Genomic DNA, 16,986 nt, shown 5'->3' on the forward strand with positions numbered 1-16,986 from the left:
GGAGTTAATGGATACGATTCAAGAAACCATTAAATTAGCTGGTTGGGGTAGAAAAAAAGCCATGGAAAAACAAATAGCACTGTTTGAGAATGGTTTGCAAAAAGGAGAAAAATTACTGGGTGTAGGAGCATCTTATCCAAAGCCGACTCAGCAAATCTATGTTACTGATAAAAGGATAATAGTCCATAAAATTGAAGGTATCCTTGAAAATAAAAAAACTGAAATTCCTATACCATCTATTAGTTCCATAAATGCTAACACTAAAGGGTTAGGAGCAAATATTGATATTGTGGCTTCAAACAATAAGGCATCTATAGAACATTTGCACTTACATATAGCACAAGAATTAAAGAAAATAATTGATTCTTTATTAATTCCACCTTCGGAACAATTCGCCCCTATAGAACATACTCCTGTCGATGTTACGGAACAAATAAAGAAATTGGCTGAACTTAGAGATACTGGTATTTTAACAGATGAGGAGTTCAGTGCTAAAAAGAAGCAATTACTTGGTATTTAATAAGAAACTAGTGTATAAAGGGTTGCTGATGCGACTCTTTTTTATTCAACTAACTGGGCAGGTTAATTTAAGTGTAATTATTCACAATCTGTTTTTCTAAATGTCCTTTTCCTCCACACAAAAAGACTCCCATCACATGAAAAGGAGAATGATTTCATTATGTAATCATCCCCTCAAATAGTTTGAAAATGCTTATAGTGATATTACTCCTCAATTACTAGCTAAACGTTTTTCAAATTCAGCCTTAAACAGCAGAATAGCATCAATATTTACAGCAAAATCGTGGTCACTGATATTAAAATTAGTTATAAACCCGTCAGACTTCTCACGAACCATAATTGTCGGAAGGTTATTGTCTCCAATAGTTTCCAGAGTTACACCACTTCCATAAATATACCAGTTAGTTTCAGTAGGCTTATTTACTGCATTTTTAGATAAATCATTTTTTATTATTTCGCATAAATTATCCATAAAATCTTCATTAAGATTAATGATTTTTCCATGCTCACCATCAACTGTTATATCAGCATCTCCATACCAAATATTCCTGCTTGCTCGCCTTCCTTCATTTGAAGTGTATGTTTCATCATACAAAATTTTCATTTTCATTACCCTCCGTAAAACAAAATTACTTTACACTATTTTACAACAATTAGAAATTTTAAGCAAAATTGCTATTAGTCTCACTAACTTGTAAGAGTCAGCAAGCTTCTTCTTTGTATAGACAGCGAACATTGTGAATAAATGCACTTAAACTAACGGGTGCTTTAGTTCTAAAATGTCATTCTGATTGTTTTCCTTAAAGCCTATTTGACCTCCTCTAATACCCAGCACTTCTCAACCTAGCAAGGATGCTCTCCTTTGTTGCGGTTGTTTTTGGTGCTGGTGCAACATAGTCCTCGTTCATATACTCAGGGATCATCTCGGTTCTGATAGGTTTTTTGCCCCACTTTTGACCGCCATTTCGAGCCTTCTCTTGACTCCTCTGAACGCCCTTTTCCCTTTTAGACGCCAATGACATTAGAATCCTTTTCAGCGACCTCTTGAGCGATTTTTTGAACCTTTTCAGCGGTCTTTTTGATAGTTTCTTTAGTCTTTGATGTAATTGCTTGAATCATATCAGAGACTTTGCTCATTAACTCGACAATCGTTGGGATTATGTAAAAGTTGTTTCGGATTCCTTCCACTTTGACCACAATCAATAGACCCTTCTCCACCAACTGAGCAACGATTTTATTCGCTCTCGTGCGGTCTACTCCTAATTTTTCAGCAATCTTACTTTGAGAAGGAAAAGAAACACCTTGGCAAAGTTCAGATAATCCAGCTATGTACAAAAAAGCGTTGTATTCTTGTGTTCCGAAGTCAAAATATTCGTTGATGGTTTCTATCATGGACTTGAAATCATAATCGGTTCTAGTAGATAAGGCTTGAGCAGTTGCTAACATCATCTTGTTACTTGTCATCGTGTTTCCCTCCTTTCGTCCTTGAAACTGAGACGGCTCTCAGACTCCGTCTTGCTCATAACCAAGTTTCAATCTTAACTATCAATTACTACTCTCCTAATATAACATTAGTACACACTAGGTGTCCACACCTAGTTTACACTTTTTACACATATTTTCATATAATGTCCACACAGTGTATAATGGTAGTAGAAATACAGTTACAAAGGAGTGATTAAAAAATGGCAATTAGTGGAGACAAAAAGAGAATAGTCGTCACAATTGAAAAGGACTTGGAGCCAAAACTAAGAGCATTAGCAGAAAAAGATAATAGGAACCTTTCTAATTACATTGCTACCCTATTGGAGAGACATATTGAGGAAAATAAAAAAGACATCCAGTAAAAACGGGATGTCTTTTCTTTAACCTAGAGAACTTGAACCGCTGGGATTAATTATTTTTAAGGTATTTAAAGCATTTAAAGAATATAAAGAGATTAGTGTGGTGTTGGTAGTGTCGGGGTAGGTGTTATAGATAGTGCCATTGGTAATGACAGAAACATATGTTCTTTTTTAAATCTAAAAAATAGACCCTCTGACAGGTTCTATAAACACTTTACAGTTAACAATATGATAATGTATGATGAAGGTATAATACCCATTAAAACCGCGTTCTATCAAGCCTTGAACACCGGATAATCAAGCATTTTACACGCAATATCAAAAACATTATTTACCCCGCAATGGTGTTCCGTAATCCCAAGAGTATAAGCAATCATGGAACCGCTTGAGGCAGCATATTCTCTTGCTGTTGCAACAATATCCGCAGGATTTAACCCGGAAATTTCAGCCGCATATTCAGGTGTATAAGGTTCTACGAGCCTTTCAAGCTCAGCAAAATCAATCGTAAATTGCTGTATAAACTCTAGGTCATATAAACCTTCTTTAATAATTACCCGAATAAGCGCATTAATAAGCGCGATATCCGAACCGACATTAATTTGTAAATGACGATGGGCAACTTTCACCATATCAATTTTTCTTGGGTCAATGACGATAATTTTCAAACCTGCTTTGGCTGCCTTTTTTATTCGATTTGCGATAATTGGATGGGCCTCAGTTGTGTTTGACCCCATTAACAGCAATACTTCCGCTTTATCAATATCTTCAAGTGTATTAGTTGGGAAACCGCTTCCAAAAACAGTTGCCAGACCGGCAACGCTAGGGGCGTGTCACGTTCGGTTACATCCGTCGATATTATTACTGTCAATCACAGTCCTCATAAATTTTTGCGTGATAAAATTGGATTCGTTCGTGGTCCGCGCACAGGCAAACATAGAAATCGCATTTGGTCCCCACTCGTCTTTAATTTCTCCCAATTTCCTTGCAATAAATTCATAAGCTTCATCCCATGTTGTTTCAACCAGTTTTCCGGCTATGCGAATAAGGGGAGAGGTTAGTCTATTTTTTGCGTGAACATATTCATAGGCAAATGCTCCTTTTACACAGGTTTGTCCATTGTTGACAGGAGCCTCCTTATCACCGCGGATCTTCTTGATTTTATTATCCTGGACCTCGAGCACTAAGCCGCAGCCGGTTCCACAATAACCACAAATGGTCTTTACCAAAGATGTTTCACCCATTATCTTCCCTCCTTTAATTAAACTAGAATCCCTACTACCATCATAATAATCTATTCTTTTCATCATGTAAGTTTCTTTTTTGACTCAAATTTGTCTATTTTTCGAAAACTAGAAAAGCAAAAGCACCTAGCTCAGACCCCACAAGCGCTGGAGCTAGACAAATAAAAAACGGGAGAATTGATCTCCCGTTTTTTGTCAGGCTGTTTTAGCCGGCAATAATATATTAAAGGTGGTACCTTTATTTGGTTCGCTTTCAACAAACACTTTTCCGTTATGGCTTTCAATGATTTTAAAGCTGACCATTAATCCTAACCCGTTTCCATTTTTCTTTGTGGTGAAAAACGGTTCTCCCAAGTTCTTTAATTTCTCTTTTGGGATCCCAACACCCGTGTCTTGAATCGAAATTTGTACGTTATTCTCATGAATAAGCGTTTTAACGTTCAGTTCACCGCCATTCGGCATCGCTTCGATTCCATTTTTAATAAAGTTTAAAAAGACTTGCTTTAGACGGTTTTCATCGCATTCAATCTGAATAATTTCTTGATTACACTCAAAATACAGGCGGACATTTTTCTTTCTTGCCTCAAATTCCAGTAAAGATACCACATTTTTAATGACTGGAACAACATTCTTTTCCTCTAATTCAACCGCTTTTGGTTTTGCTAACACCATAAAATCCTCAACAATCGTGTTAACCCGTTCTATTTCATCAAGAATGATGTTCAAGAACTCCAACCGTTCAGGGTCCTTTTCATCTAATTGAAGAAATTCAGCATAACCTCGCATCGAGGTTAACGGATTCCGTATTTCATGAGCTACCCCTGCCGCCAATTGACCGACGGCCGCAAGCTTATCCTGACGATGAAGGACTTCTTCCGAACGTTTACGTTCGGTAATATCATTGCGAATCGCTAAATACTGATAAGGTTTACCCTGGTCATTCAAGAAGGGAATTATGGTTGTATCGACCCAATAATAGGTGCCATCCTTGGCCTTATTTCTAATTTCCCCTTTCCAAACATTCCCCTCGCCAATTGTTTTCCATAAACTTTTGAAATATTCCTTGGAATGGAAACCAGAATTTAATATATTATGATCTTTTCCAATGATCTCCTCACGGCTATACTTTGAAATCTCACAAAACTTATCATTCACGCTGGTAATCTTACCTTGCGCATCGGTAAAAGCAACAATAGATGACTGGTCAAGGGCAAATTTAATATCCGTGTTTTCCTTAACCATTTGTTTTAAATGTTCTTCCGCTTTCTTCCTATTTGAAATATCGGTTCGAATCGCAACATATTGATAGGGTTTGCCGTTCTCATTGAGGAATGGAACAATCGTTGTATCTACCCAGTAATTACTGCCATCTTTTGCCCGGTTACAGATTTCACCCTTCCAAACATTTCCCTGTCCAATCGTTTTCCATAACTCTTTAAAAAATTCTTTTGAGTGGTAGCCAGAATTTAATATCCGATGATCCTGACCGATTAATTCCTTTCGCTGATACTTTGAAATCTCACAGAATTTATCATTAACAGTCGTAATTCGACCCTTCTCATCTGTTATGGCAACAATAGAGGATTGGTCCAGAGCGAATGTAATGTCACGAACTTCCTTAAGCGAATCCAGCAAATCCTGCTCGGCCTGCTTTCGCTTTGAAATATCAGAACGAATCGCAATATATTGGACCGGTTTTCCTTTTTTATTTAAAAAGGGAACAATCGTCGTGTCGACCCAATAAAAAGAGCCATCTTTGGCCATGTTGCGAATTTCTCCTCTCCAGATTTTTCCGGAGGTAATTGTATTCCATAATTCTGCAAAAAATTCTTTTGAATGGTACCCCGAATTTAATATTCGATGGTTTTCACCAAGAATTTCTTCTTTTTTGTATTTTGAAATTTCCTCAAATTTATCATTTACATACATAATCGTTCCACGTTTATCGGTAATGGCAACAATGGTTGATGCATCAAGAGCCGCTTTTATATCATTTAAATTCGTATCCGAAGCAACCAGTTGTTTACTAATTAAGGTACTGGAGGCAATGAGTCCACCAATAATTAAAATGGATACAAATAAGACTAAATAAATAATAAAGGTATCCTCGCCGCTTGAAGGCTTAAGGATTTCAGATGTTGAAAGAATTGTTGTTGCTCTTTTAATTAGAAAATGCCCTTCAGCAATCGCTCCTGCCATAATTACCGCACTAACCGGTTTCAGCCATACTTGATTAGCGTGTGTATAACTCTTTGATGAATATAAAATCCATAATGAAAACATGAAGGTACAAAAAATTAAAATACCAGCTAAAATACATAGCGGAATATTATATTTCAGGGTCACATTCATTGCATAAAGACTTATGATGTGAGTAGCATAAACTGCAACTGTTAAAAGTAATGCACCAATCATTAGCTGGAATAATCGAATTTTTTTACCAAAGAACGGGACAAAAGCCATCCCAGTAAAAGCAATCCCGATAAAAATGGATAAAATGGTAAATGGAATTTGATAACTTGCAAACCGGCTGCTATCCGCCGCAATAAGCCCCATAAAATTCATTACCCAAATTCCAACACCTAATGTTACCGATCCTCCTAAGAATAAAAGGCGTTTATTAGGTTCAGCTGATTTTATTAAGGTAAACATATCTAATGCTGTATAGGAAGCCATTATCGTTAATCCTATGGCAATCAAAATAAAAAAAGGATGAATCGCTCCAAGAACTATATTCATTAACGTGCATCCCTCCAATCTCCATCATTACTATTATGATTGTAATGTAAAGTATTTTATTAGGGAAGTACCAAATAGTAAAAGAAAGCTAATTTTCTACTATCATTTCCTAAAAGTTGTTATTCATCAGAAATAAAAAAACACTCAGGAATCGGGACAATTGAACTATTTTAAAAAAAGTTAAAATTTTTCGAAAAAAGGCCTACACATTTTTAATTTTTTCGTTTATACTGTACTACAACAGATGAATTATTAATAAACTGTATTAAACAAAGGAGGAATTTTAAATGTTAATGAATCCAGTTGAGTTTTTCCGTAACCTACCTAAGAAGGAATGTCCAGAGTGTGGTCAGCATATGGAGGAGCAAGCTGAATCCTACATGATGGAATGTGATCGCTGCCTGTCAAAAAAAGAGGAGTATTAATTTTTTGTCCCTACTGTACTACAACAAAAAAAATATTAATAAGCTGTATATAACAAAGGAGGAGATTTAAATGTTAATGAGTCCGGTTGAATTTTTCCGTAATTTGCCTAAGAAGGAATGTCCAGAGTGTGGTCAGCACATGGAGGAACAAGCAGAATCCTACATGATGGAATGCGAACGTTGTTTATCTAAAAAAGAAGAGTAAACCAACTCTCCAGGAAACTGGAGAGTTTTTAATTTGCAATTACTTCCGCCGCAGAAAAAGAATAAACCCATCCCCTGTTGCAAATCATGTAACAAAGGAGTTGAATGACGTGGCAAAGGCAAAAAAAGAAGATTATCTTTCAAATGCACCGAAGCAAGAACAGGTAACAATCGAGAACGGATCCATTTTTCCAAATTTAAAAAATGTTGCCGGTGATTCCGTTGACCGTCACATGGAACTCACCGAAGCCAATATTGTAATAACCGGAGATGAAATTAAACAGCAGAATGAAAACCTGTAAAAAGAATAAAAGACTGTCATAGTACAGTGACAGTCTTTTCAAAATATCTTATATTTTTGGAAGCTCTCTAATTTCAGACATCATTTCATTTCCACACATTGGGCAAAGTAAATCATCTGTAACAAAATCCTTTCGCATCCATCCGATGCAGGAGTCATCTATACATGAGTAAATTTCAGTATCCACAAGGATATTTTCAATTTCTTCTTCTTTAGCTCTTTTACCATAAAAAATGGGAACCGCCTCCTTTTCACTATTGTTAGTATGCACAAAAATCAATTATTTCATTTCTAAAAATGGAATTATCTTTTTTCTATTGAAAGGAGAATACAAATGAGCATAAATTCAAAAAAATTCACGAAGGTTGGGACCGATATTGAAGAAGTTAAAAGATTAAACAGCCGGTCGGGTCTTAGTTATAATGAAGTAAAAAAATTGCTGGCAGAACAATATCGAAAAAATAACAGAGGCTGATTCTTCAGCCTCTTTACGGAAAATAGATCTCAATTTTTTTATTCTCGATATTTAATGAATAATAATTTTTAAACACTGCTTCTGTTTTTAATTCTATTCCGTCAGGTAATTCAATCACGTTAACTGTTTTTCCCTCTTTCCTAAAAGCAAGTATTGAACCATTCATGATAATATCTTCAAACCAAAAACCGTCCCGTTTTACTAATTCTTCGTCTACATAGGTATTCACAACAACCTGCCGATGATGAAATTTTGTCATTTCAGGCATATCAAAGACTCCCTTGGTTCATTTATATCATTCATTTTCCTCCTGTATTCAATATTTGACAAGGAGAAAAGGAATCGATTCCCTATTCAGTATGGTCAATGATAATCCCTTCATGATGCCTTTTAGACAAGATTTTACTTTTCTTCCTGGTTTCCTTTGACTGAAAAATAATATCAAAATCATAATCAACCGGGTAAAGCTCAGCTGCCGAAATATAAAGCTTTAATCTTTTATGGTTTACGGAAATCTTCTCTCCTTTTATTTGAACAAGATAGTTCCCTTGCTGATCTGGACCGGTATAGACGATTCCATACTCATTGGAAGGAGAAATTTTGACATTGTCGCCCTGATGATAAATTGGGACCTTATCATACTCCTTAAAAGTTTCCTTCCGCTTTTGATACTTGTTGACAATGATTTGTTTTTCTATTTCTTTACGTTTCCAGGCATCGATTTCGGCCATTTCATAATGTTTTTCTTCCTTATAGGTAATCACATGTGCCCTTTCAATGATGTTTGGATGGATTCCCAGCTTAAGTGCAATCGCAAATGCCTGGCTTTCTCCCCCTCTGCCAATATGAAGGCGATACGTAGGCGAGAGCGTCTCCAAATCAAACTCCATCGATCCGTTCATAAATCCAGTATGGGCTTCGGCAAATTCCTTTATTTCGCTATAGTGAGTGGTTGCAAATAATGTAGCCCCCTTATCATAGAGTGTTTCTAAAATGGAGGTTGCAAGCCCCATCCCTTCACCAGGGTCCGTCCCCGATCCCAATTCATCTAATAAGACCAATGTTCGATCATTGGTATCCTTTAAAATTTCAATGATATTCACGATTCTAGAACTAAAAGTGCTTAAATTCTCTGTAATGCTTTGGCCGTCCCCAATATCAACAAGAATACGATGAAAAATACTAAGATTACTTCCCGGGGCTGCAGGAATATGAAGGCCGCTTTGTACCATTAGCGTCAATAACCCAACGGTTTTTATCGTTACCGTCTTTCCTCCTGTATTCGGACCGGTGATCACTAATGCATTCGCTGTATTACCTAGTTCCAGTGTTAACGGTACTGCCTTTTCTCCAAGCAATGGATGTCTTGCTTGAATTAATTGGATTTCATGTGATTCATTGATCCCTGCCTTCACACCATTCAGGGTACGGCTATATTTTGCTTTCGCAAATAAAAAATCATAATGAACCATAATTTCCATTGCTGAACAAATTAGCTGTTGATTTTCCTCGACTAAACCAGTTAGATAAACAAGCACCTTTTGTACCTCTACCTCTTCATCTGCTATTAGCCATGTTAATTGATCCTGATAAAGAGAAATTTCCTCCGGCTCTATGAAAAGGGTCGAACCTGATGCAGAGGTATCCAGGACATTACCTTTGATTTTGTTCCGATATTCTTTTTTTATCGGAATGACATATCTCCCATTTCGTTGACTGACAACATTTTCTTGAAGATAGGTTTTATATTTATTGGAACGAATCAACTGCATGGTTTTCTCTTTTAAGCGTTCCTCATGAATAATGACTTGTTTCCTGATTTTTAATAATTCTTTGCTTGCATAATCATCAACCCTGCCATTCCTGATACAGCGGATAATTTCATTCGCAAGCTGAGGCAGATCATTCATTGCCTCGAAATAAAAGGAAACTCTAGGAGCGAGGTATTCCTTATCTTTCATAAATCTCCGCATTTTCCTGCAGCAGTCCAAAAACTCATAAAGCTTTGCCAGTTGATCCGGACGGAGTGCTACTCCCTTATTCAATTGCAGGATTAACTGTTTCATACCGTCCATCCCATGTACAGGTACACTTGAGCTTTTTTTTAAAATTTCTACTGCTTCTGACACCTCATCCAGCCATGCTTCAATTTGTTTTAAATGGGTAGACGGTATGAGAGTTAGAATTTTTTCTTTTCCTTCGTTTGTTAAGGCAAATTGAGCAATCTGCTCTTTAATTTGTTGAAATTCTAATGTTTTAAAAGTATGTTGATTCAATTTGGTTTTTCCTCCCTAAAAATAAAAATAGCCGCAATGAACAATGTCATTGCGGCCAACGTGAAAAAATGAGTCTTTCCCCTTCATTTTTTCATGCATAAATTTCTCCAAAATAAAAACTGTCTACACAAGTGTACACAGCATCATCGAAAAGGAATGTATGCTTATGTTCGCTCATTGTTCTTAACTTCATCCCATAGCAAATAAACCCTCTTTCACCCTTTTAAAAAATGAATGAGGCTAACGGAATGATTGTATCCAATTCATGGATTAGTTAAGAACGACACCTAACATAAAAACATACTCCTTACTTTTTACAATTTATCAAATATAGAATATTCAATTTGGAACCAATTGTCAATAATAGAAGAGAAAATCAGATTAGAAATTATTAAAGTAAAACAGGAATAAGATATGGCAAGATACAGGAAGTCAAAATTGCAGCAATTCCCATCGCTGCTCCAGCTACTGCCCCTTGGATTTCCCCCTCCTTGACCGCTTCAGCAGTTCCAATTCCGTGAGCAATCGTGCCAAGCGAAAGGCCGCGGGCAAACGGATGATCAATTTTAAACAAGTTTAATAATTTTGGACCAAACATCGCACCAATCATTCCGGTAATAATCACAAAGGCAACAATTAACGGCAGGTTCACTTTTAATATTTTACCAATCTCTGTTGCCACCGGTACAGTTACAGATTTGATACTTAATGCAAGAAGAGTGGTTCTAGAAAAGAGAAAGGCTTTCGCCATAAACAAGGCAGAGCCAATTGTTATAACAGTCCCTGCAATCAACCCAATCAATGCAGCACCAAAATATTTAGATAAAAGATGCCAATTTTTATATATCGGTACCGCAAGAGCCACTGTAGCGGGGCCAAGCAAAAAGGTCATGATATTCTTTGCGGGAGTATAATCATCATAAGATATATGCAGTCCCAGTAAAATGGCAATAATCAAAATTGTACTTAAAAACACAGGGCTGGTTAATGGTGTGGGATATTTTCCCGCTAAAAAAATTGTCAGTCTATAGATTAACAGCGTTAAAAGGATACTAAATAACGTGATCATGATAATCTACTACCTTTTCTTTTTTCTTTATGACAGCCTGAGTTGTTTTTCCAGCCGTTACCAATCCAATGAATGCACTAATAACAAGAATAAACAGAAAAAGCAGCCCTTTATTAAGTAAAGTTGGACCCAGAGTCATTAAACCAACTGAAATTGGAATGAAAAAGAATCCTAAATGCTTCAAAAGCCAGCTGGCAACAAGTTCAATTTGGTCAATTTTTATGATTTTAAGCCAGAGTAGAACTAAAAGAATCATCAAACCCATTACATTCCCAGGGATTTTTAAATGTGTAAAATGGACGGTCCAATTTCCGATTTGATAGATTAAAACTAAGATCAACAATTGGCAGAATATTTTCCAACCCTTTTTCATCCACCGAACCCCCACTCCGTTTTTATTTAGTATAAGGTATAAACTTATGAACAACTATCTTTTGTTCACAAATTATCCATATGATTTTTTTTAAAACTTCTTTATCTTATTGATAGGAGGGATTACAAAATGAAAAAGATCTACCTAATATGTACTCTTGCTGTATTCGTTGGTATAGCAGCTGGAATTGCTTTTTTTCTGATTCGGGATGCAAACACAAAAATACCGTCAAATATTACCTTAATTAACCAAAATGGAGAATCATACAAATTTGGAGCGGATGATTCAAAGCTAAAGCTTGTAGAATTTATTTATACTCATTGTCCTGATATTTGTCCGACAACAACGCAAAAAATGAATGTTTTAAAACAAGAATTGGAGAAAAGCGGTGTTTTTGGCAAGAATATCGAATTTCTTACGATCACCATCGATCCTTACCGCGATACTCCCAAGGTATTAAAAGGATACATGAAAGGATTCGGCATTAGCAGTAATCAAAGTTGGCTGTTTTTAACAGGGGATAGACAGAACATTAAGAGAGATCAGAAGAGTATTAGAGAAATCGCCACCTCTCTACAATTTCAATACAAGGATCCAGGTAACGGACAATTTATCCATACGACGAATACTTATTTAGTAGACCAAAATAATAAGTTTATTGCCAAATTCCCAATGGGAGAAAAATTCGACAAAAAAGAAGTGTATGAAAAAATCATGAATAAAATTAATTAGTTTTACCATTCACTAAAAAAAGCGGTTAGTCCATTGGATTAACCGCTTTTTTTAACCTATTTAATTCACCGATGAAGGATATCTTTTAATTTGCTGCAAGGATAAAAGGTAATTGGACTTTGGTTTTGTAAGACTTACTTTAATACCAGCTTTTTTTAATTTATTAACGAATTCTGTAAGCTGCTTTTTTGCCATGCTTCTCACCTTCTTTAACATCATACGTACATTCTACAACAAAAATATGAATAAAGTGTTAAAACCCGAAAAAAAATTTAGAAATATTTTCATGTTAGAATGAACCGTTCACACGAATTATTTGGACTGCCATTACTAATAGTTTCGTTCTATGAGTTATTAATGGTATAATAAATAGATATTTTGTTTTGGAGGATTTTAACTATGATTACCGTTAGCAATGTAAGCTTAAGATATGGAGACCGCAAACTGTTTGAAGATGTTAATATTAAATTTACACCCGGAAATTGTTATGGTTTGATTGGGGCAAATGGCGCCGGAAAATCTACATTTTTAAAAATACTTTCTGGTGAAATTGAAGCACAAACCGGAAACGTTTCACTTGGACCAAATGAGCGGATGGCAGTATTAAAACAAAACCACTTTGAGTATGAAGAATATGAAGTTTTAAAAACTGTTATCATGGGACATGCAAGATTGTACCAAGTGATGCAGGAAAAGGATGCCATCTACATGAAAGAAAATTTCACTGATGAGGATGGAATGAAGGCTGCAGAGCTTGAAGGTGAATTTGCAGAGTTAAACGGCTGGGAAGCTGAACCGGAAGCCGCTATTCTCCTAAAAGGTCTTGGGATTGAAGAAGACCTGCATTATAAAACAATGGCTGAATTGACAGGATCTGAGAAGGTAAAAGTCCTTCTTGCTCAAGCATTGTTCGGACGCCCTGATGTCCTTCTTTTGGACGAGCCTACCAACCACTTAGATATAAAAGCGATTCAATGGCTTGAAGATTTCTTAATTAACTTTGAGAATACCGTTATTGTCGTTTCCCATGACCGTCATTTTCTCAACAAGGTTTGTACCCATATCGCTGACCTAGATTTCAGTAAGATCCAAATCTATGTCGGGAACTATGATTTCTGGTATGAATCCAGCCAATTAGCATCAAGGATGGCTTCTGATGCCAACAAGAAGAAGGAGGAAAAAATTAAGGAGCTGCAAAGCTTCATTGCCCGCTTTAGCGCAAATGCTTCCAAATCCAAGCAGGCTACCTCCCGTAAAAAACTATTAGACAAAATTACCTTAGATGATATCAAACCATCGTCACGCCGTTACCCATTTGTCGGTTTTACACCGGAACGTGAAATCGGAAATGATCTATTAAGGGTAGAAGGTTTGACAAAAACCATTGATGGTGTGAAGGTTCTTGATAATATTAGCTTCTTTATGAATAAAGGAGACAAAATTGCACTTGTTGGAACAAACGAGCTTGCAAAGACCACTTTGTTTAAGATTTTAATGGGTGAAATGGAACCTGACAGCGGTTCATTTAAATGGGGAATTACAACAAGTCAGGCTTATTTTCCAAAAGATAACTCCGAGTTCTTTGAGAACAGTGAATTAAATCTTGTGGAATGGCTCCGCCAGTTTTCACCTAAAGATGAAAGCGAAAGCTTTTTACGAGGCTTCTTAGGAAGAATGCTATTTTCCGGTGAGGAAGTATTGAAAAAGGCTAGTGTGCTTTCAGGTGGCGAAAAAGTTCGTTGTATGCTTTCAAAAATGATGTTAAATGGCGCAAACGTATTGCTGCTGGATGAACCAACCAACCACCTTGATTTGGAATCCATTACAGCATTAAATAATGGATTAATTAACTTTAAGGGATCTCTCTTGTTTTCTTCCCATGACCATCAGTTCATTCAAACGATTGCCAATCGAATTTTTGAACTGACACCAAAAGGATTAGTTGATAAACAAATGACCTATGATGAGTATCTTGAAAATGCTGATATTCAAAAACAAGTAGCGGAAATGTATCAATAAGAAAAAAGCGGGCACAAAAATGTGCCCGCTTTTTTCAGTGAAGCTTGAGTCGTGCTTAGGGGCTTTTTTTCCTGCGACGAGACGATGGCTCAGACCTCGTTCCTGTTTCGGTATTTGTCGTCCCCTGTCCTTCTACCTGAGAAGAATTCAGCCCTATTGTCGAAGCATCTTTTTTACGCTTTCCCATATCAACACCTCCCATTATAGTTTTGGAAAAATATCGGTACTTATACGGAATAATTCAGGAAAACTTAGGCAAGATAATCTACAGGAGGAGGTGTTTTGTATGGCAAAGATTGGAGTAGAACAATCTCTTACAAATATTCAACAGGCACTAAGGGAAAAAGGTTATGATGTTGTTGAACTGAAGCAGGAATCAGACGCGCAGAATTGTGATTGCTGTGTGGTTACTGGAATGGACTCTAACGTTATGGGAATGCAGGATACCTATACAAAGGGATCGGTCATTGATGCCAATGGAATGTCCGCTGACGAAGTATGCCAACAGGTGGAAAGCAGACTGCAATGATTTTCTCAGGAAGACTAAAGGTTGAAAACTTTAGTCTTTTTTCATATCTTCTTCTTTTTTGGCGTTAATGTTGACTTTCGGACCAAAACCATTTGTTTGATTATATATTTTCTCCTTACGGGCAGGCTCTTCTTCTACTTTTTCTTCATCCTCATTTAGATTTGGGGTATATTCACTTCCATATGTTGCACCAATATTCAATTTCCCCTTCAATTCTTTAATTCCTAACTGGCCAAAATTATTATTAAGCTCATATTTATCTAAAATGATTTTTTCAATGTTAATTTTTTCAATAATAATAGGTGGTTCCTTATGATGTATGATTTTCTCTTGCGTGACTTTTTCTTGCTCCTGGATTGCCAATAAAGATTTTTTCAATTCTTTTATATCTAATTCTAGGGAAGTCAATTTTCTTTTTAAGTCCTTTTCATCATCATTTTTATTGAAAATGAAGAATAAATCTTTTAGTGACATGTGCGCGGACGCTCCCTTATTTTATCCTTACTTATATATATATGGGAGATAAAGAGAAACATGTCCAAATAAAGAAAAGGAGACTGTATTCTAGTCAATCGGGATTATTTCTCCTTTTTCCATTTTCCGTTGATAGCTGACAAATAAAATTCCGTTCCAAAACTTTGCATTTATTTCGCTGGGGCTAATTTGATCCGGAATTTTAATCTGTCTCTGAAACTCACCATAGAACCTTTCAGAATAAGCTATTTTCAAATTAGGATGAATGGGCAGTGCGGTCCCTTTAATTGTTAAAATATCTCCGTTAAGGCCTAATTCAATATTTTCTTTCCTTACTCCTGGGAGCTCGATTAAAACCATTACCTCCTCCTCCCCTTCCAAAATATCAATGGATGGAAAGGTACGCGAGTTTTTATCCTCTCGCATATTTTTTTCACCATTTCCGTAAATAGGGGATTTAAAGGAAGGATCATTCATAAATTGTTTTGCAAAATCCTGTTCAAATATATTTTTCCAGAAATCGCCACCTTGCATATTTTGTGCGACCTCCAGCCATTGTTTTAATTTATCCATATCCATCTATTTACACATCTCCTTCATCTCTTGCCCCGTTCATTCGGGATAAACCTCAAGAACAATGCATATATTTAACCACAAGCATAAGGAGGAGATAACATGCCGGCTCCGGTTCCCTATATTAATATAAATATATTTATGATTAAAATTAATTCCTTTGAAAATGCATCTGCTGTAAATATTGGTCAAAATCTTTTGGCTGAATGGCATAATTCAGACAAAAAAAATCAAGGATATGGGCAAAACTTTGGTGATAAAAGCGACTTTTTTGGGAATAGAAGTTTCGTAGATGATCGTGATCAAATTGACTCACCAAGTTCTTTTGAAACAATAGGCAATCCGTTTCCGTGCAGGGAGGAATAAACGAAAAATGAAATTGTGGTATTTTTCTTTGAGGATTCTCTCCAATTAGATATAATGATTACAGTACATCTGCTCCTCTTCTATGAGTATTTAAAAAGAAGGACAACGAGACCTGTATTCGAAAAATTAAGGCTTTAATGTATTGGATTGATGATTTTGTTTCCAAATGAATTTTGGTCCCCGATTACCTTATCGTTAAAAATAGCATCGATTTCCGTCGTGATTGTTTTTTTATTCGGGATTATTTTCGCAAGATTATTCTCATTGCGGGCATTTAAAGGGAAAGCTTTTATTGAAACCATTCTAATGCTTCCTATTGTCCTCCCGCCAACTGTAATTGGCTTTTTACTGATCTTCTTTTTCGGAAGAAATAGTCCAGTTGGTGCCTTGATTGAAGAAATTTTCCATCAATCAATCATGTTCACTACATGGGCAGCTATAATCGCATCTACGATTGTTGCATTTCCACTTATGTTTCAAACGGTCAAATTAGGTTTTCAATCGGTAGATAAAGATATTGAAGAAGCAGCAAGAGTAGACGGAGCAAATGAAATGAAAGTTTTTTTATTTGTCACGCTCCCCTTATCGGCTAAATCCATGGTCACAGGTTTAATTTTAAGCTTTGCCAGAGCATTAGGTGAATTTGGAGCAACCCTAATGTTTGCCGGAAATATACCAGGTAAAACGCAAACAGCCCCTACTGCAATTTATGTCGCAATGGATTCAGGGAATATGTCACTTGCGTGGATGTTAGTTTTGTCCATGGTTGTGATCTCTTTTTTAATGCTTTTCGTAACCAATTACTCCGTAAAGCAAAAGCCATGAAC

25 protein-coding genes are annotated in these 16,986 nt (G+C 36.3%); 11 read left to right on the top strand and 14 right to left on the bottom strand.

All coding sequences use genetic code 11. The features are described 5' to 3' along the window. The first annotated feature begins 7 nt into the window (after positions 1 to 7). On the top strand, positions 8 to 520 hold the full coding sequence (locus tag RCG21_RS23360; protein ID WP_208025406.1) for an SHOCT domain-containing protein: 513 nt from the start codon (positions 8 to 10) through the stop codon (positions 518 to 520). Positions 521 to 730: 210 nt separating this feature from the next. Here the strand turns inward: RCG21_RS23360 and RCG21_RS23365 are convergent, their stop codons facing one another. From RCG21_RS23365 to RCG21_RS23375, 3 genes are all read right to left on the bottom strand, one after another. Further along, positions 731 to 1,123, bottom strand: a complete 393-nt coding sequence (locus tag RCG21_RS23365; protein WP_133337968.1) for a hypothetical protein — start codon at positions 1,121 to 1,123, stop codon at positions 731 to 733. A gap of 217 nt (positions 1,124 to 1,340) precedes the next feature. After that, on the bottom strand, positions 1,341 to 1,535 hold the full coding sequence (locus RCG21_RS23370) for a hypothetical protein (RefSeq protein WP_308913846.1): 195 nt from the start codon (positions 1,533 to 1,535) through the stop codon (positions 1,341 to 1,343). After that, on the bottom strand, positions 1,525 to 1,983 hold the full coding sequence (locus tag RCG21_RS23375; protein WP_133337972.1) for a helix-turn-helix domain-containing protein: 459 nt from the start codon (positions 1,981 to 1,983) through the stop codon (positions 1,525 to 1,527). The genes RCG21_RS23370 and RCG21_RS23375 overlap by 11 nt, the downstream gene beginning before the upstream one ends. Before the next feature lie 221 nt (positions 1,984 to 2,204). On the opposite strand from RCG21_RS23375, the gene RCG21_RS23380 reads away from it, so the two are divergent. Continuing rightward, on the top strand, positions 2,205 to 2,366 hold the full coding sequence (locus RCG21_RS23380) for a DNA-binding protein (protein WP_133337974.1): 162 nt from the start codon (positions 2,205 to 2,207) through the stop codon (positions 2,364 to 2,366). Between the two features lie 272 nt (positions 2,367 to 2,638). Here the strand turns inward: RCG21_RS23380 and RCG21_RS23385 are convergent, their stop codons facing one another. Next, positions 2,639 to 3,670 carry a molybdopterin oxidoreductase family protein gene (locus RCG21_RS23385; RefSeq protein WP_308913847.1) on the bottom strand — a complete coding sequence of 344 codons (1,032 nt, stop codon included), beginning with the start codon at positions 3,668 to 3,670 and terminating at the stop codon, positions 2,639 to 2,641. 129 nt (positions 3,671 to 3,799) lie between these two features. After that, on the bottom strand, positions 3,800 to 6,343 hold the full coding sequence (locus RCG21_RS23390; protein ID WP_308913848.1) for a PAS domain S-box protein: 2,544 nt from the start codon (positions 6,341 to 6,343) through the stop codon (positions 3,800 to 3,802). A 287-nt stretch (positions 6,344 to 6,630) separates the two neighbouring features. Here RCG21_RS23390 and yhfH (RCG21_RS23395) point away from each other — a divergent pair, with 287 nt between their 5' ends. The 3 genes from yhfH (RCG21_RS23395) to RCG21_RS23405 all read left to right on the top strand — a co-directional run bounded on the left by yhfH (RCG21_RS23395) (position 6,631) and on the right by RCG21_RS23405 (position 7,274). Continuing rightward, positions 6,631 to 6,768: a protein YhfH gene (gene yhfH, locus RCG21_RS23395; RefSeq protein WP_081810901.1), complete on the top strand. Its 138-nt coding sequence runs from the start codon at positions 6,631 to 6,633 to the stop codon at positions 6,766 to 6,768. Positions 6,769 to 6,838: 70 nt separating this feature from the next. Beyond that, the gene (yhfH, locus tag RCG21_RS23400) at positions 6,839 to 6,973 is read left to right on the top strand and encodes a protein YhfH (RefSeq protein WP_081810903.1); all 135 of its coding nucleotides are present in this window, start codon (positions 6,839 to 6,841) and stop codon (positions 6,971 to 6,973) included. 109 nt (positions 6,974 to 7,082) lie between these two features. After that, entirely contained in the window at positions 7,083 to 7,274 is a 192-nt protein-coding gene (locus RCG21_RS23405; RefSeq protein WP_133337982.1) for a hypothetical protein, read from the top strand. A gap of 48 nt (positions 7,275 to 7,322) precedes the next feature. On the opposite strand, the gene RCG21_RS23410 is transcribed toward RCG21_RS23405, so the two are convergent. Beyond that, positions 7,323 to 7,544 (bottom strand): cold-inducible protein YdjO-related protein, encoded by a 222-nt coding sequence (locus RCG21_RS23410; RefSeq protein WP_235824906.1) that lies wholly within the window; start codon positions 7,542 to 7,544, stop codon positions 7,323 to 7,325. A 63-nt stretch (positions 7,545 to 7,607) separates the two neighbouring features. On the opposite strand from RCG21_RS23410, the gene RCG21_RS23415 reads away from it, so the two are divergent. Next, the gene (locus RCG21_RS23415; protein ID WP_165976343.1) at positions 7,608 to 7,748 is read left to right on the top strand and encodes a hypothetical protein; all 141 of its coding nucleotides are present in this window, start codon (positions 7,608 to 7,610) and stop codon (positions 7,746 to 7,748) included. Between the two features lie 13 nt (positions 7,749 to 7,761). Here the strand turns inward: RCG21_RS23415 and RCG21_RS23420 are convergent, their stop codons facing one another. From RCG21_RS23420 to RCG21_RS23435, 4 genes are all read right to left on the bottom strand, one after another. Then, positions 7,762 to 8,016 carry a hypothetical protein gene (locus RCG21_RS23420; protein WP_133337984.1) on the bottom strand — a complete coding sequence of 85 codons (255 nt, stop codon included), beginning with the start codon at positions 8,014 to 8,016 and terminating at the stop codon, positions 7,762 to 7,764. Positions 8,017 to 8,098: 82 nt separating this feature from the next. Continuing rightward, positions 8,099 to 10,024 carry an endonuclease MutS2 gene (locus RCG21_RS23425; RefSeq protein WP_308913849.1) on the bottom strand — a complete coding sequence of 642 codons (1,926 nt, stop codon included), beginning with the start codon at positions 10,022 to 10,024 and terminating at the stop codon, positions 8,099 to 8,101. Positions 10,025 to 10,415: 391 nt separating this feature from the next. Next, a complete protein-coding gene (locus RCG21_RS23430; RefSeq protein WP_308913850.1) occupies positions 10,416 to 11,093 on the bottom strand; it encodes an LrgB family protein in 678 nt (225 codons plus the stop codon). After that, a complete protein-coding gene (locus RCG21_RS23435) occupies positions 11,077 to 11,466 on the bottom strand; it encodes a CidA/LrgA family protein (RefSeq protein ID WP_133337990.1) in 390 nt (129 codons plus the stop codon). The genes RCG21_RS23430 and RCG21_RS23435 overlap by 17 nt, the downstream gene beginning before the upstream one ends. Before the next feature lie 129 nt (positions 11,467 to 11,595). On the opposite strand from RCG21_RS23435, the gene RCG21_RS23440 reads away from it, so the two are divergent. Beyond that, the gene (locus tag RCG21_RS23440) at positions 11,596 to 12,198 is read left to right on the top strand and encodes an SCO family protein (RefSeq protein WP_133337992.1); all 603 of its coding nucleotides are present in this window, start codon (positions 11,596 to 11,598) and stop codon (positions 12,196 to 12,198) included. Between the two features lie 60 nt (positions 12,199 to 12,258). On the opposite strand, the gene RCG21_RS23445 is transcribed toward RCG21_RS23440, so the two are convergent. Beyond that, a complete protein-coding gene (locus RCG21_RS23445; protein ID WP_256218458.1) occupies positions 12,259 to 12,393 on the bottom strand; it encodes a hypothetical protein in 135 nt (44 codons plus the stop codon). 204 nt (positions 12,394 to 12,597) lie between these two features. Between RCG21_RS23445 and RCG21_RS23450 the strand changes: the two genes are divergently transcribed. Beyond that, positions 12,598 to 14,217, top strand: coding sequence for an ABC-F family ATP-binding cassette domain-containing protein (locus RCG21_RS23450; protein WP_133337994.1), 1,620 nt, complete (start codon positions 12,598 to 12,600; stop codon positions 14,215 to 14,217). Positions 14,218 to 14,272: 55 nt separating this feature from the next. Here RCG21_RS23450 and RCG21_RS23455 read toward each other — a convergent pair whose 3' ends face one another. Continuing rightward, positions 14,273 to 14,419 (bottom strand): YuzL family protein, encoded by a 147-nt coding sequence (locus RCG21_RS23455; protein WP_372512723.1) that lies wholly within the window; start codon positions 14,417 to 14,419, stop codon positions 14,273 to 14,275. A gap of 84 nt (positions 14,420 to 14,503) precedes the next feature. Between RCG21_RS23455 and RCG21_RS23460 the strand changes: the two genes are divergently transcribed. Next, positions 14,504 to 14,746 carry a YkuS family protein gene (locus RCG21_RS23460; RefSeq protein WP_133337998.1) on the top strand — a complete coding sequence of 81 codons (243 nt, stop codon included), beginning with the start codon at positions 14,504 to 14,506 and terminating at the stop codon, positions 14,744 to 14,746. 30 nt (positions 14,747 to 14,776) lie between these two features. Here RCG21_RS23460 and RCG21_RS23465 read toward each other — a convergent pair whose 3' ends face one another. Together RCG21_RS23465 and RCG21_RS23470 are read right to left on the bottom strand one after the other, a co-directional pair. Further along, positions 14,777 to 15,220, bottom strand: coding sequence for a hypothetical protein (locus tag RCG21_RS23465; RefSeq protein WP_308913851.1), 444 nt, complete (start codon positions 15,218 to 15,220; stop codon positions 14,777 to 14,779). A 90-nt stretch (positions 15,221 to 15,310) separates the two neighbouring features. Next, positions 15,311 to 15,799, bottom strand: a complete 489-nt coding sequence (locus RCG21_RS23470) for an Hsp20/alpha crystallin family protein (RefSeq protein WP_133338002.1) — start codon at positions 15,797 to 15,799, stop codon at positions 15,311 to 15,313. Between the two features lie 96 nt (positions 15,800 to 15,895). Between RCG21_RS23470 and RCG21_RS23475 the strand changes: the two genes are divergently transcribed. Then, positions 15,896 to 16,159, top strand: a complete 264-nt coding sequence (locus RCG21_RS23475) for a hypothetical protein (RefSeq protein WP_133338004.1) — start codon at positions 15,896 to 15,898, stop codon at positions 16,157 to 16,159. Between the two features lie 156 nt (positions 16,160 to 16,315). Then, positions 16,316 to 16,984: a molybdate ABC transporter permease subunit gene (gene modB, locus RCG21_RS23480; protein ID WP_232489970.1), complete on the top strand. Its 669-nt coding sequence runs from the start codon at positions 16,316 to 16,318 to the stop codon at positions 16,982 to 16,984. Positions 16,985 to 16,986 lie beyond the last annotated feature (2 nt).

Origin of the sequence: Bacillus salipaludis (assembly GCF_030938565.1) — a bacterium.
Classification (GTDB): Bacteria; Bacillota; Bacilli; order Bacillales; family Cytobacillaceae; genus Neobacillus; species Neobacillus salipaludis_A.